This is a genomic window from Mesorhizobium sp. M0518 (genome assembly GCF_040321125.1).
In the GTDB taxonomy this organism is placed as follows: Bacteria; Pseudomonadota; Alphaproteobacteria; order Rhizobiales; family Rhizobiaceae; genus Mesorhizobium.
This window is the reverse complement of sequence record NZ_JAMYQY010000015.1, coordinates 65,583-83,356: the sequence shown is the minus strand read 5'-3', so window position 1 is coordinate 83,356 and position 17,774 is coordinate 65,583. Positions and strand designations below refer to the sequence as shown.

Annotated in this window: 17 protein-coding genes; 13 read left to right on the top strand and 4 right to left on the bottom strand. The window is 64.1% G+C overall.

All coding sequences use genetic code 11. From position 1 onward, the window contains the following. The first annotated feature begins 98 nt into the window (after window positions 1-98). Window positions 99-1,778 carry a formate--tetrahydrofolate ligase gene (locus NKI66_RS21450; RefSeq protein ID WP_023809872.1) on the top strand — a complete coding sequence of 560 codons (1,680 nt, stop codon included), beginning with the start codon at window positions 99-101 and terminating at the stop codon, window positions 1,776-1,778. A 65-nt stretch (window positions 1,779-1,843) separates the two neighbouring features. On the opposite strand, the gene NKI66_RS21445 is transcribed toward NKI66_RS21450, so the two are convergent. Then, the gene (locus NKI66_RS21445; protein ID WP_023809873.1) at window positions 1,844-2,488 is read right to left on the bottom strand and encodes a cysteine hydrolase family protein; all 645 of its coding nucleotides are present in this window, start codon (window positions 2,486-2,488) and stop codon (window positions 1,844-1,846) included. Between the two features lie 127 nt (window positions 2,489-2,615). Here NKI66_RS21445 and NKI66_RS21440 point away from each other — a divergent pair, with 127 nt between their 5' ends. Beyond that, window positions 2,616-3,611 (top strand): GlxA family transcriptional regulator, encoded by a 996-nt coding sequence (locus NKI66_RS21440; protein WP_023809874.1) that lies wholly within the window; start codon window positions 2,616-2,618, stop codon window positions 3,609-3,611. A gap of 5 nt (window positions 3,612-3,616) precedes the next feature. Here the strand turns inward: NKI66_RS21440 and NKI66_RS21435 are convergent, their stop codons facing one another. Then, window positions 3,617-4,174 carry a sugar O-acetyltransferase gene (locus NKI66_RS21435; RefSeq protein ID WP_128303722.1) on the bottom strand — a complete coding sequence of 186 codons (558 nt, stop codon included), beginning with the start codon at window positions 4,172-4,174 and terminating at the stop codon, window positions 3,617-3,619. 141 nt (window positions 4,175-4,315) lie between these two features. Here NKI66_RS21435 and NKI66_RS21430 point away from each other — a divergent pair, with 141 nt between their 5' ends. The 4 genes from NKI66_RS21430 to NKI66_RS21415 all read left to right on the top strand — a co-directional run bounded on the left by NKI66_RS21430 (window position 4,316) and on the right by NKI66_RS21415 (window position 8,591). Continuing rightward, a complete protein-coding gene (locus NKI66_RS21430) occupies window positions 4,316-4,777 on the top strand; it encodes a DUF4126 domain-containing protein (protein WP_352553394.1) in 462 nt (153 codons plus the stop codon). Further along, window positions 4,774-6,150 carry an FAD-containing oxidoreductase gene (locus tag NKI66_RS21425; protein WP_352752916.1) on the top strand — a complete coding sequence of 459 codons (1,377 nt, stop codon included), beginning with the start codon at window positions 4,774-4,776 and terminating at the stop codon, window positions 6,148-6,150. The genes NKI66_RS21430 and NKI66_RS21425 overlap by 4 nt, the downstream gene beginning before the upstream one ends. A 126-nt stretch (window positions 6,151-6,276) precedes the next feature. Further along, window positions 6,277-7,449: an MFS transporter gene (locus NKI66_RS21420; protein ID WP_352752914.1), complete on the top strand. Its 1,173-nt coding sequence runs from the start codon at window positions 6,277-6,279 to the stop codon at window positions 7,447-7,449. 86 nt (window positions 7,450-7,535) lie between these two features. Beyond that, window positions 7,536-8,591, top strand: coding sequence for a succinylglutamate desuccinylase/aspartoacylase family protein (locus NKI66_RS21415; RefSeq protein ID WP_352752912.1), 1,056 nt, complete (start codon window positions 7,536-7,538; stop codon window positions 8,589-8,591). A 273-nt stretch (window positions 8,592-8,864) separates the two neighbouring features. On the opposite strand, the gene NKI66_RS21410 is transcribed toward NKI66_RS21415, so the two are convergent. After that, a complete protein-coding gene (locus NKI66_RS21410; RefSeq protein WP_352752910.1) occupies window positions 8,865-9,635 on the bottom strand; it encodes an isocitrate lyase/PEP mutase family protein in 771 nt (256 codons plus the stop codon). 318 nt (window positions 9,636-9,953) lie between these two features. On the opposite strand from NKI66_RS21410, the gene NKI66_RS21405 reads away from it, so the two are divergent. After that, on the top strand, window positions 9,954-12,143 hold the full coding sequence (locus NKI66_RS21405) for an anthranilate synthase (RefSeq protein ID WP_352752908.1): 2,190 nt from the start codon (window positions 9,954-9,956) through the stop codon (window positions 12,141-12,143). Window positions 12,144-12,148: 5 nt separating this feature from the next. Beyond that, window positions 12,149-13,096 carry a cation diffusion facilitator family transporter gene (locus tag NKI66_RS21400; protein ID WP_023809882.1) on the top strand — a complete coding sequence of 316 codons (948 nt, stop codon included), beginning with the start codon at window positions 12,149-12,151 and terminating at the stop codon, window positions 13,094-13,096. Window positions 13,097-13,341: 245 nt separating this feature from the next. On the opposite strand, the gene NKI66_RS21395 is transcribed toward NKI66_RS21400, so the two are convergent. Next, window positions 13,342-14,445: a hypothetical protein gene (locus NKI66_RS21395; RefSeq protein ID WP_352752906.1), complete on the bottom strand. Its 1,104-nt coding sequence runs from the start codon at window positions 14,443-14,445 to the stop codon at window positions 13,342-13,344. Between the two features lie 102 nt (window positions 14,446-14,547). Between NKI66_RS21395 and NKI66_RS21390 the strand changes: the two genes are divergently transcribed. The 5 genes from NKI66_RS21390 (at window position 14,548) to NKI66_RS21370 (ending at window position 17,754) form a co-directional block, all read left to right on the top strand. Then, window positions 14,548-14,985, top strand: a complete 438-nt coding sequence (locus tag NKI66_RS21390) for a DsrE family protein (RefSeq protein WP_352721689.1) — start codon at window positions 14,548-14,550, stop codon at window positions 14,983-14,985. A gap of 150 nt (window positions 14,986-15,135) precedes the next feature. Beyond that, window positions 15,136-15,915, top strand: a complete 780-nt coding sequence (locus tag NKI66_RS21385) for an SDR family NAD(P)-dependent oxidoreductase (RefSeq protein WP_023809885.1) — start codon at window positions 15,136-15,138, stop codon at window positions 15,913-15,915. A gap of 62 nt (window positions 15,916-15,977) precedes the next feature. After that, on the top strand, window positions 15,978-16,286 hold the full coding sequence (locus NKI66_RS21380) for a putative quinol monooxygenase (RefSeq protein WP_127290228.1): 309 nt from the start codon (window positions 15,978-15,980) through the stop codon (window positions 16,284-16,286). 28 nt (window positions 16,287-16,314) lie between these two features. Then, window positions 16,315-16,560 (top strand): type II toxin-antitoxin system Phd/YefM family antitoxin, encoded by a 246-nt coding sequence (locus NKI66_RS21375; RefSeq protein WP_023809887.1) that lies wholly within the window; start codon window positions 16,315-16,317, stop codon window positions 16,558-16,560. 90 nt (window positions 16,561-16,650) lie between these two features. Next, complete coding sequence (locus NKI66_RS21370) at window positions 16,651-17,754, top strand: AbrB family transcriptional regulator (RefSeq protein ID WP_023809888.1); 1,104 nt, start codon at window positions 16,651-16,653, stop codon at window positions 17,752-17,754. The last annotated feature ends 20 nt before the right edge of the window (window positions 17,755-17,774 follow it).

Here is a 17,774-nt window from a genome sequence, read left to right as displayed (position 1 = left end):
GCAGCGACAGGGTTAGAACATGCCCGCGCCCGGGTCCAACCTGCCTGCGAGTAAGATCAACCCGTCCCCTCCATCGTCCAATCCAGAGGAAAGCCGTCATGGCCGAAGTGAAGTCCGACATCGAGATCGCGCGCGGCGCCAGGAAAAAGCAGATCCAGGAGATCGGCCAGAAGATCGGTATCCCGACCGAACATTTGCTGCCCTATGGCCACGACAAGGCCAAGATCTCAGCTGAATTCATCAAATCGGTGAAGGGCAACAAGGACGGTAAGCTGATCCTCGTCACCGCCATCAACCCGACGCCGGCCGGCGAAGGCAAGACCACGACCACGGTCGGTCTCGGCGACGGCCTGAACCGCATCGGCAAGAAGGCGATCATCTGCATCCGCGAGGCCTCGCTGGGCCCGAACTTCGGCGTCAAGGGCGGTGCCGCCGGCGGCGGCTATGCGCAAGTCGTGCCGATGGAGGACATGAACCTCCACTTCACCGGCGACTTCCATGCCATCACCACGGCGCACAACCTGCTTTCGGCGCTGATCGACAACCACATCTACTGGGGCAATGAGCTCGGCATCGACACCCGCCGCGTCGTCTGGCGCCGCGTCATGGACATGAACGACCGCGCGCTGCGCGAAATCATCTGCTCGCTCGGCGGCGTCGCCAACGGATTCCCGCGCGAGGGCGGTTTCGATATCACCGTCGCCTCGGAAGTCATGGCCATCCTGTGCCTGTCGACCGACCTGAAGGACCTCGAAAAGCGCCTCGGCGACATCATCGTCGCCTATCGCCGCGACAAGTCGCCGGTCTATGCCCGCGACCTCAAGGCCGACGGCGCCATGGCCGTGCTGTTGAAGGACGCCATGCAGCCGAACCTGGTGCAGACGCTGGAGAACAACCCGGCCTTCGTGCATGGCGGCCCGTTCGCCAACATCGCGCATGGCTGCAACTCGGTCGTCGCCACCACGACGGCGCTCAAGCTCGCCGACTACGTCGTCACCGAAGCCGGCTTCGGCGCTGACCTCGGTGCTGAAAAGTTCTTCGACATCAAGTGCCGCAAGGCGGGCCTCAAGCCGGCGGCGGCCGTCATTGTCGCCACCGTGCGCGCCATGAAAATGAATGGCGGCGTCAAGAAGGAAGACCTCGGCAAGGAAAACGTCGAAGCGGTGAAGAAGGGCTGCGCCAATCTCGGCCGCCACATCGAGAACATCCGCCAGTTCGGCGTGCCGGCGGTGGTTGCCATCAACCACTTCTACTCCGACACCGACGCCGAGATCCAGGCGATGAAGGACTATGTCGCATCGATGGGCGAAGAGGCGATCCTGTGCAAGCACTGGGCGCACGGCTCGGCCGGCATCGAGGATCTCGCCAACAAGGTGGTGGCACTGGCCGAATCCGGTGCTTCGCAGTTCGCGCCGCTCTATCCCGATGCCATGCCGCTGTTCGAGAAGATCAACACCATCGTCCAGCGCATCTATCGCGGCTCGGAAGCGATCGCCGACAAGTCGGTGCGCGACCAGCTCAAGGCCTGGGAAGACGCCGGCTACGGCCACTTGCCGGTGTGCATGGCCAAGACGCAGTACTCGTTCTCGACCGACCCGAACCTGCGCGGCGCGCCGACCGGCCACACGGTGCCGGTGCGCGAGGTCAGGCTGTCGGCCGGTGCCGGCTTCGTCGTCATCATCTGCGGCGAGGTCATGACCATGCCCGGCCTGCCCAAGGCGCCGTCCTCGGAAAAGATCTTCCTCAACGAGATGGGCCAGATCGAAGGCCTGTTCTAAAATCCTTCAGTTCAAACCGCAAAGGGCGCCGCAGCGATGCGGCGCCCTTCTGTTTTCGGATAACCCTAAGCAGCGCTGCGCGACAGCGCCCGCTGGTTGGAGCCGAAGATCGTGTCGCGTTCCGGCAACGCGCCGGTTTTCAGGCACTCGACCCATTCGGCGGTCTTGAGCACCGCCGCGAAGCGCGACTGCAGGATGATCGTGACCACGCGGTGGATCTCCTCGGCCGAGGCGTAGCCGGCGCTGTTGGCGTAAGGCACCGAGCCGGTCGCATCCGACAGGAACTCGACGGCAAAGCCCATATGCACGGCGTGGATGATGGTCGACAGGTCGCAATTATGCGTCATGTAGCCGACCACAGTGATCGTGTCGATGGCATTGGCGCGCAGCCAGTCCTCGAGATCGGTGCCGGTGAAGGCGGAGGGCAGGTTCTTTTCGACATAATGGTCGCGCTCGCGCCTGGCGATCTCGGGATGCAGTTCCCCGCCGTGGCTGCCCCTAGCGAAGATCGGCGATGTCTCCGGCGCCATCTGCTTGACGACCACCACCTTGATGCCGGCAGCAGTCGCTGCATCCATCGCCCGCGCCACATTGACGACGCTGTCGCGGAACGGCGGATGCTGGATGGCGAGATTGCCGCCGTCATAGTCGTTCTGCACATCGACGACGATCAGCGCCCGGCGTGGCGTGGTGTTGGCTGGGTCAGACATGGTGTTTTCCTTTCCGGCTTGAATGCGATGGGCCGAAAATAGACGGGTCGCCGGCCTGCTAAAAGTGGCCCGATTGACATCATTCGAAAGAATTGGGACAATCCGCTTTCAACTACCGGAAGCACCCATGACCGACCCGATCATTGCCGTCCTCGCCTTCGACGACATCAGCCCGTTCCATCTTTCGGTGCCGTGCCTGGTCTTCGGCGAGGACAGGACGGCGCTTGGCCTGCCGCGCTTCGACTTCCGCATCTGCGCGGTCAAGGCCGGTCCGATCCACACAGAAGCCGGACTGACAATTGCCGCGCCGCATGGGCTCGAAGGGCTCGACGGCGCCGACATCGTCATCGTCCCAAGCTGGCATCATCTCGGCGAGCCGGCACCGCCGCTGCTGATGGAGGCGCTGCGCCGGGCGCACCGACGCGGCGCCCTGATCGTCGGCCTGTGCCTCGGGACCTTCGCCATTGCCGCTGCCGGACTGCTTTCGGGCCGTCGTGCCGCGACGCACTGGGCCTATTCCGAACAATTGCAGACACTCCATCCCGACGTCGCCGTCGATGCCTCGGTGCTCTATGTCGACAATGGCGACATAGTGACCTCGGCCGGCGTCGCCGCCGGTCTGGACTGCTGTCTTCACATCGTGCGCGCCCGCTACGGCGCGGAAGCCGCACTGCGGCTCGCACGCCAGATCGTCCTTTCTCCGCATCGGCAGGGCGGGCAGGCGCAATTCATCGAGCATCCGGTGGCAAGAAGCGCGGACGCCGACCGGTTCACCCAAGCCCTCGACGCGGTTCGCGCGGCGCTCGGAGAGACGCATAGCCTGGATAGCGTCGCCGAGGCCGCCGGCCTGACCCGGCGCACCTTTACCCGCCGCTTCCAAAAATCGATCGGCACCAGTTTCGGCGATTGGCTGACCAGCCAGCGGATAGAACTGGCTCAACGGTTGCTGGAGGCAACGGAGAAATCGACGGACATGGTGGCGTTCGAAGCCGGCTTCGGCAGCGCCACCTCGCTGCGCCAGCATTTCGCCGCAAGGCTCAGGACATCGCCGGCGCAATATCGGCGCGAATTCTCCAGGCGAGCCGGTCAGGACGAGCGCATGGCGTACGTCCTGTCGTCCTGATCTGTTCAGTCCCGCTTGACCTGATGTGCCGGATTGCCGACCACCGTGGTGTTCGCAGCCACGTCGCGTGTCACCACCGCGCCGGCGCCGACGATGGCACCTTCACCGATGCTGACGCCGCCAAGGATGACGGCTGAGCCGCCGATCCACGCATTGGCGCCGATCTCGACCGGCTTGGCGATCTCCAGTCCAGCTTGCCGCCCAGCGGGCTCCCTATGGTGCTCGGCGCAGTAGATCTGAACATTGGGGCCGAGCAGCGTTCCCTTGCCGATGCGCACACTCGCTGTGTCGAGGATGGTGCAGCCGGCATTAAGGAAGACGCCGTCGCCGAGAAAGATGTTGAAACCATAGGCGCAGTGAAACGGTGCCTCGATGCGGGCGCCCTCGCCGGCGTTGCCGAGCAAAGCTCTCAAGCCCGGCCCGAGATTGCCGCGCTGCCGCGGCGGCAGCGAGTTATGCTCGAACACCGCGTCACGCGCTACCACACGCAAGGACTCCAGCTCGTTATCGAGGCAGGTGTACCATTCGCCGGCCGCCATCTTCACGCGCTCGCTCTTAGCCATGACGCGGTCTCCAATTCACGTCCTTGCAAAGCACAAGTGCAGCCAACAGAAAAGCGCCGATGCAAGTACTGGTCAAATATTGGACCTATGGTAGCCTGCGTCTCAAGGCCGTCCTGGCCCGGTGATCGAGGGGGATCGACCATGCTCTACATTCTCGCACTTCTGATCGGCGTCATTGCCGGTCTTCGCGCCATGACCGCGCCGGCCGCCGTGGCCTGGGGTGCGTATCTCGGCTGGCTGCCGGTGGCCGGCACCTGGGCGAGTTTCATGAGCCACTGGGCGGCTGTCGGCATCTTCACCATCCTGTGCATCGTCGAACTGGTCACCGACCAACTGCCGTCGACGCCGAGCCGCAAGGTACCGCAGCAGTTCGGCGCCCGCATCGTCATGGGCGCCTTCACCGGCGCGGTGATCGGCGCCACCGGTGGCGCCACCATCGGCGGCCTGATCGCCGGCGCCATCGGCGCTGTTATCGGCACGCTGGGCGGCGCCGAAGTACGCGGCCGGCTGGCAGCCGCCTTCGGCAAGGATCAGCCCGCCGCCTTCATCGAGGACGCGGTGGCAATCATCGGCGGTCTGCTGATCGTAGCGGCAGTGGCATGACGACGAAAACCTTCGACGCCATCATCATCGGTGCCGGACAGGCTGGCTCGCCTCTGGCCGGCCGGCTGAACGCCGCCGGCATGAGCGTGGCGCTGATCGAGCGCAAGCTGGTCGGCGGCACTTGCGTCAACACCGGCTGCATGCCGACCAAGACCATGGTCGCCAGCGCCTATGCCGCGCATCTGGCGCGCCGCGCCGCCGACTATGGCGTGACGCTCAGTGGCCCCGTCGGCGTCGACTATGCCAGGATCAAGGCGCGCAAGGACAAGGTGACGATCGACGCCCGCACCAATCTCGAGACCTGGATTGCCGGCATGAAGGGCTGCACGCTCTATCGCGGCCATGCGCGTTTCGAATCCGCCAACACGGTGCGCGTCGGCGACGATCTGCTGACCGCCGAAAAGATCTTCCTGAACACCGGCGGCCGCGCCTCGGTCCCAGACCTGCCCGGCATCCACGACATCGACTATCTGACCAATTCCTCGATGATGAATCTCGACGTGCTGCCGCGCCATCTCATCGTCGTCGGCGGCAGCTACATCTCGCTCGAATTCGCACAGATGTTCCGCCGCTTCGGTAGCGAAATCACCGTCATCGAGAAGAGCCCCCGCCTGACCGGCCGCGAGGACGAGGATGTCTCCGCCGCCATCCTGTCGATCCTCGAAAACGAAGGCATTACGGTCCATCTCGGCGCCGACGACATCGGCTTTGCCAGACAAGGCCAGGACATTTCCGTGACCTTCTCGGCCGGCAAACCGCCGGCGGTCGGCTCGCACGTGCTGCTGGCTCTGGGGCGGACGCCCAACACCGACGACCTCGGCCTGGAAAAGGCCGGCGTCGAGGTCGACAAGCGCGGTTTCGTCTCTGTCGACGACCAGTTGCGCAGCAGCGTGCCCGGCATCTGGGCAATGGGCGACTGCAACGGCAGGGGCGCCTTCACCCACACCTCCTACAATGACTACGAGATCGTGGCCGCCAATTTGCTCGACAACGATCCGCGCAGGGTCAGCGACCGTATCGAGGCCTATGCGCTCTACATCGACCCGCCGCTTGGCCGCTGCGGCATGACCGAGGCCGCGGTGAAGAAATCCGGCCGTCGCGCACTGGTCGGCCAGCGGCCGATGACCCGCGTCGGCCGCGCTATCGAAAAGGGCGAGACGCAGGGCTTCATGAAGATCCTGGTCGATGCCGACACCAGGCAGATCCTCGGCTGCTCGGTGCTCGGCCCCGGCGGCGACGAGGCTATCCATTGCGTGCTCGACCTGATGTACGCCAAGGCGCCCGTCGACACGCTGGCGCGTGCCGTCCACATCCACCCGAATGTCTCGGAACTGCTGCCCACCATTGCCCAGGAGCTGAAGCCGCTGGCCTGACAGCCTGTTGGCGATCCATTTCAAAGCTCTTCCTTTTCTGCATCGCTGCAATGCAGCAATGCAGCTTGCGCACGGTGGCGTCCTTCGCGCAGTGTCGAAATTGAACCGATTCAGTCTGGACGCACCATGCCCTTGCCGATCCTTGCGCTTGCCATTGCGTCCTTCTGCATCGGCACCACCGAATTCGTCATCATGGGCTTGCTGCCCGAAGTCGCCGCCGACCTCGGCGTGTCGATCCCATCTGCTGGCCTGCTGGTCACAGGGTATGCGCTGGGCGTCGTCTTCGGCGCCCCGATCGTCGCCATGGCCACTGCGCATTTGCCGCGCAAGCCGGTGCTGGTCGGGCTGGCCGTGCTGTTCGTCATCGGCAATCTGTTCTGCGCCATCTCGCCCAACTACTGGACGCTGATGGCCGCGCGCGTCTTCACCGCTTTCGGCCATGGCGCCTTCTTCGGCATCGGCTCGGTCGTTGCCGCCAGCCTGGTGCCGCGCAACAAACGCGCCAGCGCCATCGCGCTGATGTTCGCCGGGCTGACGCTGTCCAACATCCTGGGTGTTCCCGCCGGAACCGCACTTGGCGAAGCGTTCGGCTGGCGCTCCACCTTCCTTGCCGTGGTGGGTATCGGCCTGATCTCGGTGGCAGCGATCGCCTGGCTGGTGCCGTCCGATGTCGCCCAGCCAAGCGGTGGCGGCCTGCGCGGCGAGCTGCGCGTGCTGGGCAAGCTGCAGGTCTGGCTGGCCATGCTGATCGCGGCGCTGACTTCCGCAAGCCTGTTCACCGTCTTCACCTACATCAAGCCCTACCTCACCGAGGTATCGGGCTTGTCGACCGCCGCAGTCACGTGGGTTCTGCTGCTGTTCGGCGCGGGCATGACCATCGGCAACATTATCGGCGGCAGACTGGCCGACTGGAAACTGATGCCGACGGTGATCGGCACGCTGCTGCTGATGGCCCTGCTTTTCGTTGGCTTCAGGCAGTTCGGCGCAATCGCCAGCGTTGCCGTCGGCATCGTCTTCCTGTGGGGTCTGCTGATCTTCGTCGTTGTCCCGCCGCTGCAGATCCGGGTCGTCGAGGCCGCTTCCGAGGGGCCGAACCTCGCCGCCACGCTGAACCAGGGCGCCTTCAATGTCGGCAATGCCAGCGGCGCCTGGATCGGCGGCGTGGCCCTGTCCGCCGGTGTTTCCTATGCCAATCTGCCGCTGGTCGGCGCAGCACTCGCCCTTTTGGCGGTCACCGTCGCTGTGCTGTCGCAGGCGCTGGACCGGCGCGCGCCGGTCATCCCGCTTCCGGCTGAATAGCCTCTTGCGCCCATAGCGCGGCGGGCTGGACCAATCGACATAGGCGCTTTCAAATCGCATGTCTCTCGCTCTTGATGGAGGAAGTCATGCAGAAATCGATCGAACGCGTCGCCGGCGAAAGCGAAGGGGTTTCCTACGAATTCCCGCTGTTCCGCTTCACTGGTTCCGGCAAGGCTGCTCCTTCGGCGTATTTGCAGGCGGCACTCCATGCCGGCGAGTTGCCGGGCGTCGTCGCCATCGACGCGCTGATGCCGATGCTTGCCAGGGCGGAGGCCGAAGGCCGCATCAAGGGCAATCTCACCATCGTGCCCTGGGCCAACCCGATCGGCCGGGCGCAATATCATTTCGGCGAGCATCAGGGCCGCTTCCATCTGGGCACGCGCACCAATTTCAACCGCGGCTTTCCGCTGCTCGCCGCGCCCGACACAGCGCTCTTGCCCGACACCACCCTTGGCAGCGTCGACCAGCGGCTGAAGACGCGGCTGGTGCAGCTCTCGCTCGGCCATGACATCGTGCTCGACCTGCACTGCGATGACGAGGGCCTCGCCTATCTCTACGTCCACACCAGCCTGTGGCCGGCCATGGCCGATTGCGCCGCCGCCATGGGCGTCGACGCGGTCGTGCTGTGGAGCGAGGACACCGACGGCACCTTCGAGGGCGCCTCGATCATGCCCTACCAGAACGTCCCCGCCGATGTGGCCAAGCTCGACCGTCGCGTCGCCACCACCGTCGAATATCGCGGCATCCTCGATGTCGACGGTGCCTTGGCCGACGCCGACGCCGACGGGCTCTACCGGCTGCTGGTGGCGCGCGGCGTGATCGCCGATAGCGCCCTGCCCGCGCCGGGTCCTTTCACCGGCTTCGTGGCGCCATTGGAAAACATCGACATGATGCCGGCGCCACGGGCCGGTGCCGTGCTCTACGACGTGAAACCCGGCGACCGCGTCGCCAAGGGCGCGCGCCTAGCCACCATCGTCCATGCACCGGGTGAAACCGATGGCCGCACCGAAGTGTTTGCGCCGCAGGATGGCATCATCCTGACCCGCCGCTCGCGCCGCATCATCCGCGCCGGCGAGGATCTCTTGAAGCTGGTCGGCGACAGGAAGAGCACCGACGCCAGGTCGGGAACGCTGGAAGATTGAGAAAGCTTTGCCTCGTAGTTTGCCGAAGCACTCCATAGCTTCGTCATTCTAGGGCGAAGCAAGGAGCGAAGCGACGCGGCGCAGACCCTAGAATCCATGCCGCGACTTCAAAGCGTCGCTACGTTCAGAATTCTGTTCCGCTGCGCCCTTCAACTGAGGTCGCGGCATGGATCCTCGGGTCTCCGCGACGTCGCTTCGCTCCTGCTCCGCCCGAGGATGACGAAGTTGCGAGGCTTCGGCCAATCCCAAACCCGTTGCATGCAGCATCACCGCCTAGCCCGAAATAGCCAGCCGCGCCTTCGCCTCCAGCCATTCGGCCATCTGCCGGTAAGGCACCGGGCCGTGACTGATGCGGGCGACACCCAGTTCCGCTAGCCGCTGGCGCGGCGGCACATGCGCCAGCGCAATGATGTTGACCGGCAACGCAATTGCCTTGCAGAGTGTCTCGATCAGGCCCTCATCGCCAAGGCCCGGCGCAAAGAAGCCGTGCGCGCCAGCTTTTTCGAAGGCCTGTGCGCGCTCTATGGCCTGGTCGAGCATGGCGTCATCATGCGCATCCGGTTTCGCCTTGAGGAAGATGTCGGTTCGAGCGTTGATGAACGCCGGTATCCCGGAAGCCTTGACGGCCGCCGCCGCGGCTTCGATGCGTTTTACCTGAACAGCGATGTCGTGCAGGCCGCTGCCACCGACAACCTGGTCTTCGAAATTGAACCCAACAGCGCCGGCCCGCAGTGCCGACGTTACCGTGCGAGCAACAATTTCCGGGTCGACGCCGTAACCACCCTCGAGGTCCATGGTCACCGGCAGGTCGACGGCAGTGACGATGCGCTTGATGTTGTCGAGCGCCAGCTCCAGCGGGATTTTCTCGCCATCGGCATAGCCGAAGGCGGCCGCCACCGGCCAGCTTCCGGTGGCGATCGCCTTGGCGCCCGCTTTCTCGACGATCTTGGCCGAACCCGGATCCCAGACGTTGTAGAGAACGATCGGGTTTCCCTTGACGTGGAGGGAATGGAACGTCCGCGCACGCTCGATCTGCTCGGTCATGATTGTTTTCTCGTCTTCCTGCTGTTGATGAACATTCTAAGCGCCATAGCCGGTTCTGGCGATGTACCATGAGGCGCAGAAGCGACAGCCACCGGACAGGCTTTTCAAACCTGTTGCGTATCCTCCCTTTCGCAGCTATGGATTTCGCCATGAACATGCGTTCGATCAAGACCATTTGGTGGTGGGCCTGCTGACAGCGGCCTGTTCGAACACGTGCGCGTGAAAAGAGAGGGTGGCCGCAACGGAAAGTCCGGGCGGCCATTTGTTTTTTCCAAGCCATTCCCGGGTCCGTTGCCCAAGAAGCTGATGGAGACGGCAATGACGATGAAGGTTCTGGAAAACGGCGCGGAAAGTTTCGTGACCGCGGGTGGCATAACCATCACGCGCGCGCGCCACGACCGGCCCTATGCAGGTGCGATTGACGCCTATGTCGACGGCCTGAATTCGCGCCGCGGTGCGGTGTTTTCCTCCAATTATGAATATCCCGGCCGCTACACGCGCTGGGACACCGCCATCATCGATCCGCCGCTGGTCGTCTCGGCGCGCGGCCGTGCCATGCGCATCGAGGCGCTGAACCGCCGTGGCGAGGCGCTGCTGCCGGTCATCGGCAAGGCGCTCGCCAGCCAGGCGGATGTCACCATCGCCGAGACGTCGAAGACACTCATCCGCCTCGATGTCGCCAGGCCCGGCCGTGTCTTCACCGAGGAGGAGCGCAGCCGCGTCCCTTCAGTCTTCACCGTACTGCGCGCCATCACCGCTCTGTTCAAGACCGAGGAAGACGCCAATCTTGGTCTCTACGGCGCCTTCGGCTACGACCTCGCCTTCCAGTTCGATCCGGTCGAACACACTCTCGAGCGCAAAGAGAGTCAGCGCGACCTGGTGCTTTTCCTGCCCGACGAGATCCTGGTCGTCGACCATTATTCGGCCAAGGCCTGGACCGACCGCTACGACTATGCCGGCGACGGGTTTTCGACGGAGGGGCTGGCGCGCGACGAAACCGCCGAGCCGTTCAAGAGCCCCGACCGCATCCCGCCGCGCGGCGACCACGAACCCGGCGAATACGCCGATCTGGTGCGCAAGGCGATGGATTCGTTCAAGCGCGGCGACCTGTTCGAGGTCGTGCCCGGCCAGATGTTCTACGAGCGCTGCGAAACGCAGCCATCCGAGATTTCGCGCAAGCTGAAGGCAATCAACCCCTCGCCCTATTCCTTCTTCATTAATCTGGGCGAAGGCGAATACCTGATCGGCGCCTCGCCCGAAATGTTCGTTCGCGTCAACGGCCGCCGCGTCGAGACCTGCCCGATCTCGGGCACCATCAAGCGCGGCGACGATGCCATTTCGGACTCCGAGCAGATCCTGAAACTGCTCAACTCGAAGAAGGACGAATCCGAGCTGACCATGTGCTCGGACGTCGACCGCAACGACAAGTCGCGGGTCTGCGAGCCGGGTTCGGTGCGCGTCATCGGCCGCCGGCAGATCGAGATGTATTCGCGCCTGATCCACACCGTCGACCACATCGAAGGCCGGCTGCGCGAAGGCATGGATGCCTTCGATGCCTTCCTGTCGCATGCCTGGGCGGTCACCGTGACCGGCGCGCCGAAATTGTGGGCCATGCGCTTCATCGAGCAGAACGAGAAAAGCCCGCGCGCCTGGTATGGCGGCGCGATCGGCATGGTCAATTTCAACGGCGACATGAACACCGGTCTCACCCTTCGCACCATCCGCATCAAGGACGGCATTGCCGAAGTGCGCGCCGGCGCCACATTGCTGTTCGACAGCATTCCCGAGGAAGAAGAAGCCGAAACCGAACTGAAGGCATCCGCCATGCTCTCCGCCATTCGCGACGCCAAGACAGGCAATTCCGCCAGCACCGAACGAACCACCGCGCGCGTCGGCGACGGCGTCAACATCCTGCTGGTCGACCACGAGGATAGTTTCGTCCACACGCTGGCCAATTATTTCCGCCAGACCGGCGCCAACGTCTCGACCGTTCGCTCGCCGGTGCCTGAGGAAGTCTTCGACCGGCTGAAACCCGATCTCGTCGTGCTGTCGCCCGGCCCCGGCACGCCGAAGGACTTCGATTGCGCCGCAACCATCAAGAAGGCGCGCGCCCGCGAACTGCCGATCTTCGGCGTCTGCCTTGGCCTGCAGGCATTGGCCGAGGCCTATGGCGGCGAACTGCGGCAGCTGCACATACCGATGCACGGCAAGCCGTCGCGCATCCGGGTTTCCAAGCCCGGCATCATCTTCTCGGGCCTGCCCAAGGAAGTGACCGTCGGCCGCTACCACTCGATCTTTGCCGATCCGGTGCGCCTGTCCGACGATTTCATCGTCACGGCCGAGACCGAGGACGGCATCATCATGGCCTTCGAACACCGCAAGGAGCCGATCGCCGCGGTACAGTTCCACCCGGAATCGATCATGACGCTCGGCCACAATGCCGGCATGCGCATCATCGAGAACATCGTCGCCCACCTGCCCCGCAAGGCCAAGGAAAAGGCCGCCTGACGATCATGGCCGAAGCCGAGAACACGATGGCGATCGCGGCCAAGGCGGCCGCGAAGCGCAAAATCGCCAATCTCGCCTTCTGGTCGATTATCGTCGCTTTTGTCGTGCTCGCGCTGAAGGCTGCCGCCTGGTACGTCACCGGCTCCGTGGCGCTCTACTCGGACGCCTTGGAATCGATCGTCAACGTCATCGCCTCGGTTGCAGCCTTCTGGGCGATCCAGGTCAGCCACAAGCCGGCCGACCAGGACCACCCTTTCGGCCATCACAAGGCCGAGTATTTCTCGGCGGTGCTGGAAGGCGTGCTGATCGTGCTCGCCGCCCTTTTGATCCTTAACGAGGTCTGGCGCCACTGGCAGACCCCGGCACCGCTCGAACAGCCCTGGGAAGGTCTTGCCGTCAACGGCGTCGCTACAGTCATCAACGCCTTCTGGGCCTGGACGTTGATCCGCGCCGGCAGGGCGGAGAAGTCACCGGCGCTGGTTGCCGACGGCAACCACATCATGACCGACGTGGTCACCTCGATCGGCGTCTTCGGCGGCCTGGTCGGAGCGATCCTGACCGGCTGGCAGATTCTCGACCCGGCACTTGCCGTCCTCGTGGCGCTGAACATCCTGTGGCAGGGCTGGCACGTCATCGGTTCGTCGATGAACGGCCTGATGGACCGCGCCGTCGACACCCAGGAACACATGCGCATCCGCGACGTCATCTCGGCCAATTGCAAGGGCGCGCTGGAGGTGCACGACCTCAAGACGCGCATCGCCGGCCGCGCCACCTTCATCGAGTTTCATCTGGTCGTCGATGCCGACATGTCGGTCGGCGCCAGCCATGTCATCTGCGACCGCATAGAGGACGCGCTGAAGGCCGAAATCCCCTCGGTGCGCGTCACCATCCATGTCGAGCCCGACGACGAGGCCAAGCTCCCCAAGGGCACGACGGCCGTGCCGTTTGCGTGAGGCGGTCTCCCGTCACGACCTTGGAAAATTAGCCAAAGCCCCTCGACTTCGTCATCCACGGGCGGAGCAGGAGCGAAGCTCCGTCGCGGAGACCCGAGGATCCATGCCGCGACCTTGGCCTCAGAGTGCAGCGGAACAGAATTCTGCACCGCAGCAGCGCTCGGATGTCACGGCATGGATCCTATGGTCTGCGCCGCGTCGCTTCGCTCCTTGCTCCGCCATAGGATGACGAAAACGCTGGGTGCTTACGGAGCGCATGCCGATTGCGGCATCGGCTGCAGCCGATAGACCTTGTCGTCGGATTTCGTCTTGCCGTCGGCGGCCTTCGAACACAGGTCGACGATCGCGAGTGCACTGTTGGGATTGGCCAGCATCATCGTGCCATCGGCACCACGCTTGAGGAAAATCTCCTTCTGCGCGATGTCGCAGGAGAAATCGCTCATCTTCGAACTGGCCGCGCAGCGCCACTGGTCGGCTTCGGCCTGGCAGGAATAGGTCTGCGTGACTTTGGCCGATTTCTGCCGTGTGGTGACGGTAACGGCAATGTCGGCGCCATCAGGCCAGTTGGCTGCGTCGCCCCCTGAAGCAAACGACGCCAGTTCGACCGGGCCGCGGAAAACCCGGATCGACTTGGTGAGCTGATCGGGGTGCGAGCCGAGATGCGCTGCATCGTAGTCGCGCCCATAGCAGAATGCCTGGTCCGGCTTCAGCCGCTCGCGCAGTGGAGCCCCGAGCGCAGGGGCGATCGGATCGATGCGCGCGAACTCGGCCTTGCAGGTCGCCGCCGGCATCGGGTCGAGGCGGAAATTGTCGTCCTCCGAGCCGAGCGCCTGCCTGTCATACTCCGCTGCGCCAAGCTCCTCTTCCGATCCGGCATCGAGATAGATGTCGGGCTGCAGATCCGAGAGAAGCAGCCGGCCCTTGTCGTCGACCTTCAGCGATGTAAGCGTCCGGTCGCACTCCATACCGCAATGGATGGGGCCTGTCTTGCCGTCCTCCGACACATGATTGCACCAGCCGCCGGCCCATTCCGGCGCCTTGGCGCCGCGCACGGAGGTGGCGATGAAGGCATTGTAAGAAGTGTCGGAATTCACGGTCGGCTCTTCATTCGGCCGGCTGACTGGATCATGGCCGTAGTAGAAGAAGATCCGCGCCACCTTCTGCTTCGGGTGCGCCTTGAGATGCCCCGCATCATAGACGCGGCCGAAACAGACATCAGCGCCGTTCGGACTGAGTTCGGTGAGCTTCAGCGCATCGTCGGCGGAGGCCGGTCCGGCAAGCAAGCCAAGCAGCGCCGCGCCAAACCCGGCGCCGGCGACTGTCTTCCATTCCCCTGCCCTGAACGCCATGTGATCTCTCCTCCGCATCGACAGGACGCAACGTCAATTTATGCTAGTATTGCGGCCGCAGCCACGCAATTCGCGGCGGGCCGCCAAGCGAAGGAGGATGCCATGCGTCGGCGCGACATGTTCCGCGCGGTTCTTGCCGGAACCGGAACGCTTCTCGGTTTGCGGGCAGCACAGGCAGCCGCCACCGAGCCCACAAGGCAAAAAGTCGCCTACCACTTGAGCGACACCGACAAGGTCAATTTCGTGCTCGGCAACATCAAGAACCACTATGAGGGCACCGGCGGCAATGTCGACATCGTGCTGGTCGTGCATGGTCCGGCCTTGGCCAGCTTCAAGTCGAAGGGAACATCGGCCGCTATTTCCGGGCGCTTCGCCGGCCTGGTGCGGCAGGGGCTGGAATCCCATGCTTGCACCAACACCATGCAAGGCATGGATATTTCGCTCCCCGACCTGCTCGCCGGGTTTCATGCCGCCGACAAGGGCGGCGTCGTCAAACTCGCCGAACTGCAAGGCCAAGGTTACGCCTATCTGCACCCGTAGAGCGGTTTGCTTGGCGCAAATTCCCCAAGGGAAAGCGCTACTCCTTTTCCCGGGAAACCGTTTCACACGTTTCCTTGAATTGCTCAAAGGCTTGAACACCGGGGTGGCAAGGGCCTACGAAGGACAGGCAGACGTCCCGGAGGAAGAACCGTGCCAGCCACCACACTCAGCATACCCGATCTTGCCGGCAAGGCAGTGCTGGTCACCGGTGCGTCGACCGGCATCGGAGCGGCGCTCGCGCTGGCCTATGCAGCGCAGAAATGCAAGGTGGCGCTGCACTACAATTCGAGTCAAGACGCCGCCGAGAAGCTCGGCCTGACGATTGCCGACAAGGGCGGCGAGGTGTTTCTCGTTCAGGGCGATTTCTCCGTTGCCGCCGATGTCGAGCGCGTCGTCGAGGATAGCGCGCAATATTTCGGCCGCCTCGACGGGCTGGTCAACAATGCCGGCGGCATGCTTGGCCGCATTCCCTATGCCGAGCAGACCGAGGCGCATTACGACGCTGTGATGGACCTCAACGCCCGTTCGGTACTGACTGCTTCGCGCAAGGCGATCCCGTGGCTGAAGAAACAGGGCGGCTTCATCGTCAACACCTCCTCGATCGCCGCCCGCAATGGCGCCGGCGGCGGCGCCGGGCTTTACGGCTCGGCCAAGGCCTTCGTCTCCAATGTGACGCGCGGCATGGCCAAGGAACTGATCGGCTTCGGCATCCGCGTCAACGCGGTGGCGCCCGGCACCATTCTCACCCCGTTCCACGAGCGCTATTCGACCGACGAGCAGATCAAAGGCATGGTCGCCACCATTCCGCAGGGACGCGCCGGCACGGCGCAGGATTGCGTCGGCGCCTATCTGTTCCTCTCTTCCGATCTTCTCAGCGGCTACATCACCGGCCAGGTCATCGAGGTGAATGGCGGCCAGTTGATGCCTTGAGCGGCTATCGGCATACTGGCGGTCTGCACGCTCTTGTCGAAACCTCAAAGGGAGACAACGGAATGTATGGACTGATCGGCAAGATGCGGGCGGCGCGCGGCCAGCGTGACGCGGTCATCGACCTCCTGCGCGCCAGCACCGGCGCCCTGCCGGGTTGCCTGAACTACATCATCGCCCGCGACCCCGCGGATGCCGATGCGATCTGGGTCACCGAAGTGTGGACCGACGCCGAAAGCCACAAGGCCTCGCTGCAGCTTCCCGAAGTCCAGGCGGCGATCGCCAAGGCGCGGCCGTTCATCGCCGGCTTCGAATTCCAGGTCGAAACCCACCCTGTCGGCGGCTTCGGCCTGGCCGACGGCAAGACGGGGTGAGTTCGATGCCAACTTTGAGGAGCAACCTTTGACGCAGACAGTAAACATTCGCGATGCGAAAGCCCATCTGTCGCGCCTTGTGAGACGTGCAGCCCAAGGCGAGTCGTTTGTTATTGCCAAAGCCGGCAAGCCGTTGGCCAGAATCGTGCCGATCGAACAACCGGCTCTGCAGGCGCGACGGGTCGGTTTTATGGCCGGCCAGTTTTCCGTCCCCGACGATTTCGACCGCATGGGTCGCAATGAGATCGAGCAACGGTTCGACGCCGGCTTATGAAACCTGTTACTCGACACCTGGACGGGTGAAACAATAGTTTTCTATGAACCGCGGTTCGCATTTTTCGCCCTGCGGGTCTAAGAGCGAAACATGGATTCCTCGGCCGAGCAGCCCTCCCCGGACCTGCCCACACTCGAGCGCATGGCGCGGATGCGCAAGCTCTGGCAGTGGCTTGCCCTGCTGGTTGTTTCTCTCCTGTTTGCCGGCGCGCTGGAACTCGCCACCCTGCCGGCGGCGTTGCTGATCGGGCCGATGCTGGCGGCCATCGTCGCCGGCACCAATGGCGCCACGGTGCGTGTGCCGCGCCTTCTGTTCGGCGCCGCCCAGGCGATCGTCGGCTGCCTCGTCGCCAGCTCGATCTCGGCCGACATCTTTCCAGTCTTCTACCGGGAATGGCCGCTGTTTCTCGGTGTCGTGGTGGCGACCGTCACGGCCTCCAGCCTGCTCGGTTGGCTGATCAGCCGCTGGCGCATCCTGCCCGGCACCACCGCCGTCTGGGGTTCGTCGCCGGGCGCGGCCACCGCCATGGTGCTGATGGCCGGTGCGTTCGGCGCCGACCAGCGTCTCGTCGCCTTCATGCAATATCTGCGCGTCATCTTCGTCTCGATGACGGCAGCACTCGTTGCCAAGATGTGGGTCGACACATCGGGCGTCGAAATCCCCGCCATCACCTGGTTCCCGCCGATCGACGCCCAAGCCTTCGCCGCCACCATCGGCATCGCGTTTATCGGCGGCTTGGCGGGAAAGCTGTGCCGGCTGCCTTCTCCCTACTTCCTCGGCACCTTCATCTTCGGCGGCGTCATCCATCTCGGCCTGGGCGTTGAGATGCAATTGCCGCCCTGGCTGCTGGCTGTCAGCTACGCCATGGTCGGCTGGTCGATCGGGCTGAATTTCACCAGGGCGATCCTGCGCCATGCGACACGCGCGCTGCCGCAGATCATCGCCTCGATCGTGGCGCTGATGGCCTTTTGCGGCGGCCTTGCCTTCATGATCAGCCATCTCCTGGGCATCGATCCGCTGACCGCTTATCTGGCGACCAGCCCTGGCGGCATGGACAGCATCGCCATCATCGCCGCCGCCGCGCAGAACGTCGACATCTCCTTCGTCATGGCCCTGCAATCGGCACGCTTCCTGATCGTGCTGCTGGTCGGCCCGAGCGTCGCGCGGCTGGTGGCCAGAAGCGTCAGGCAATAGGCAAAACCGACGCCAGAGAC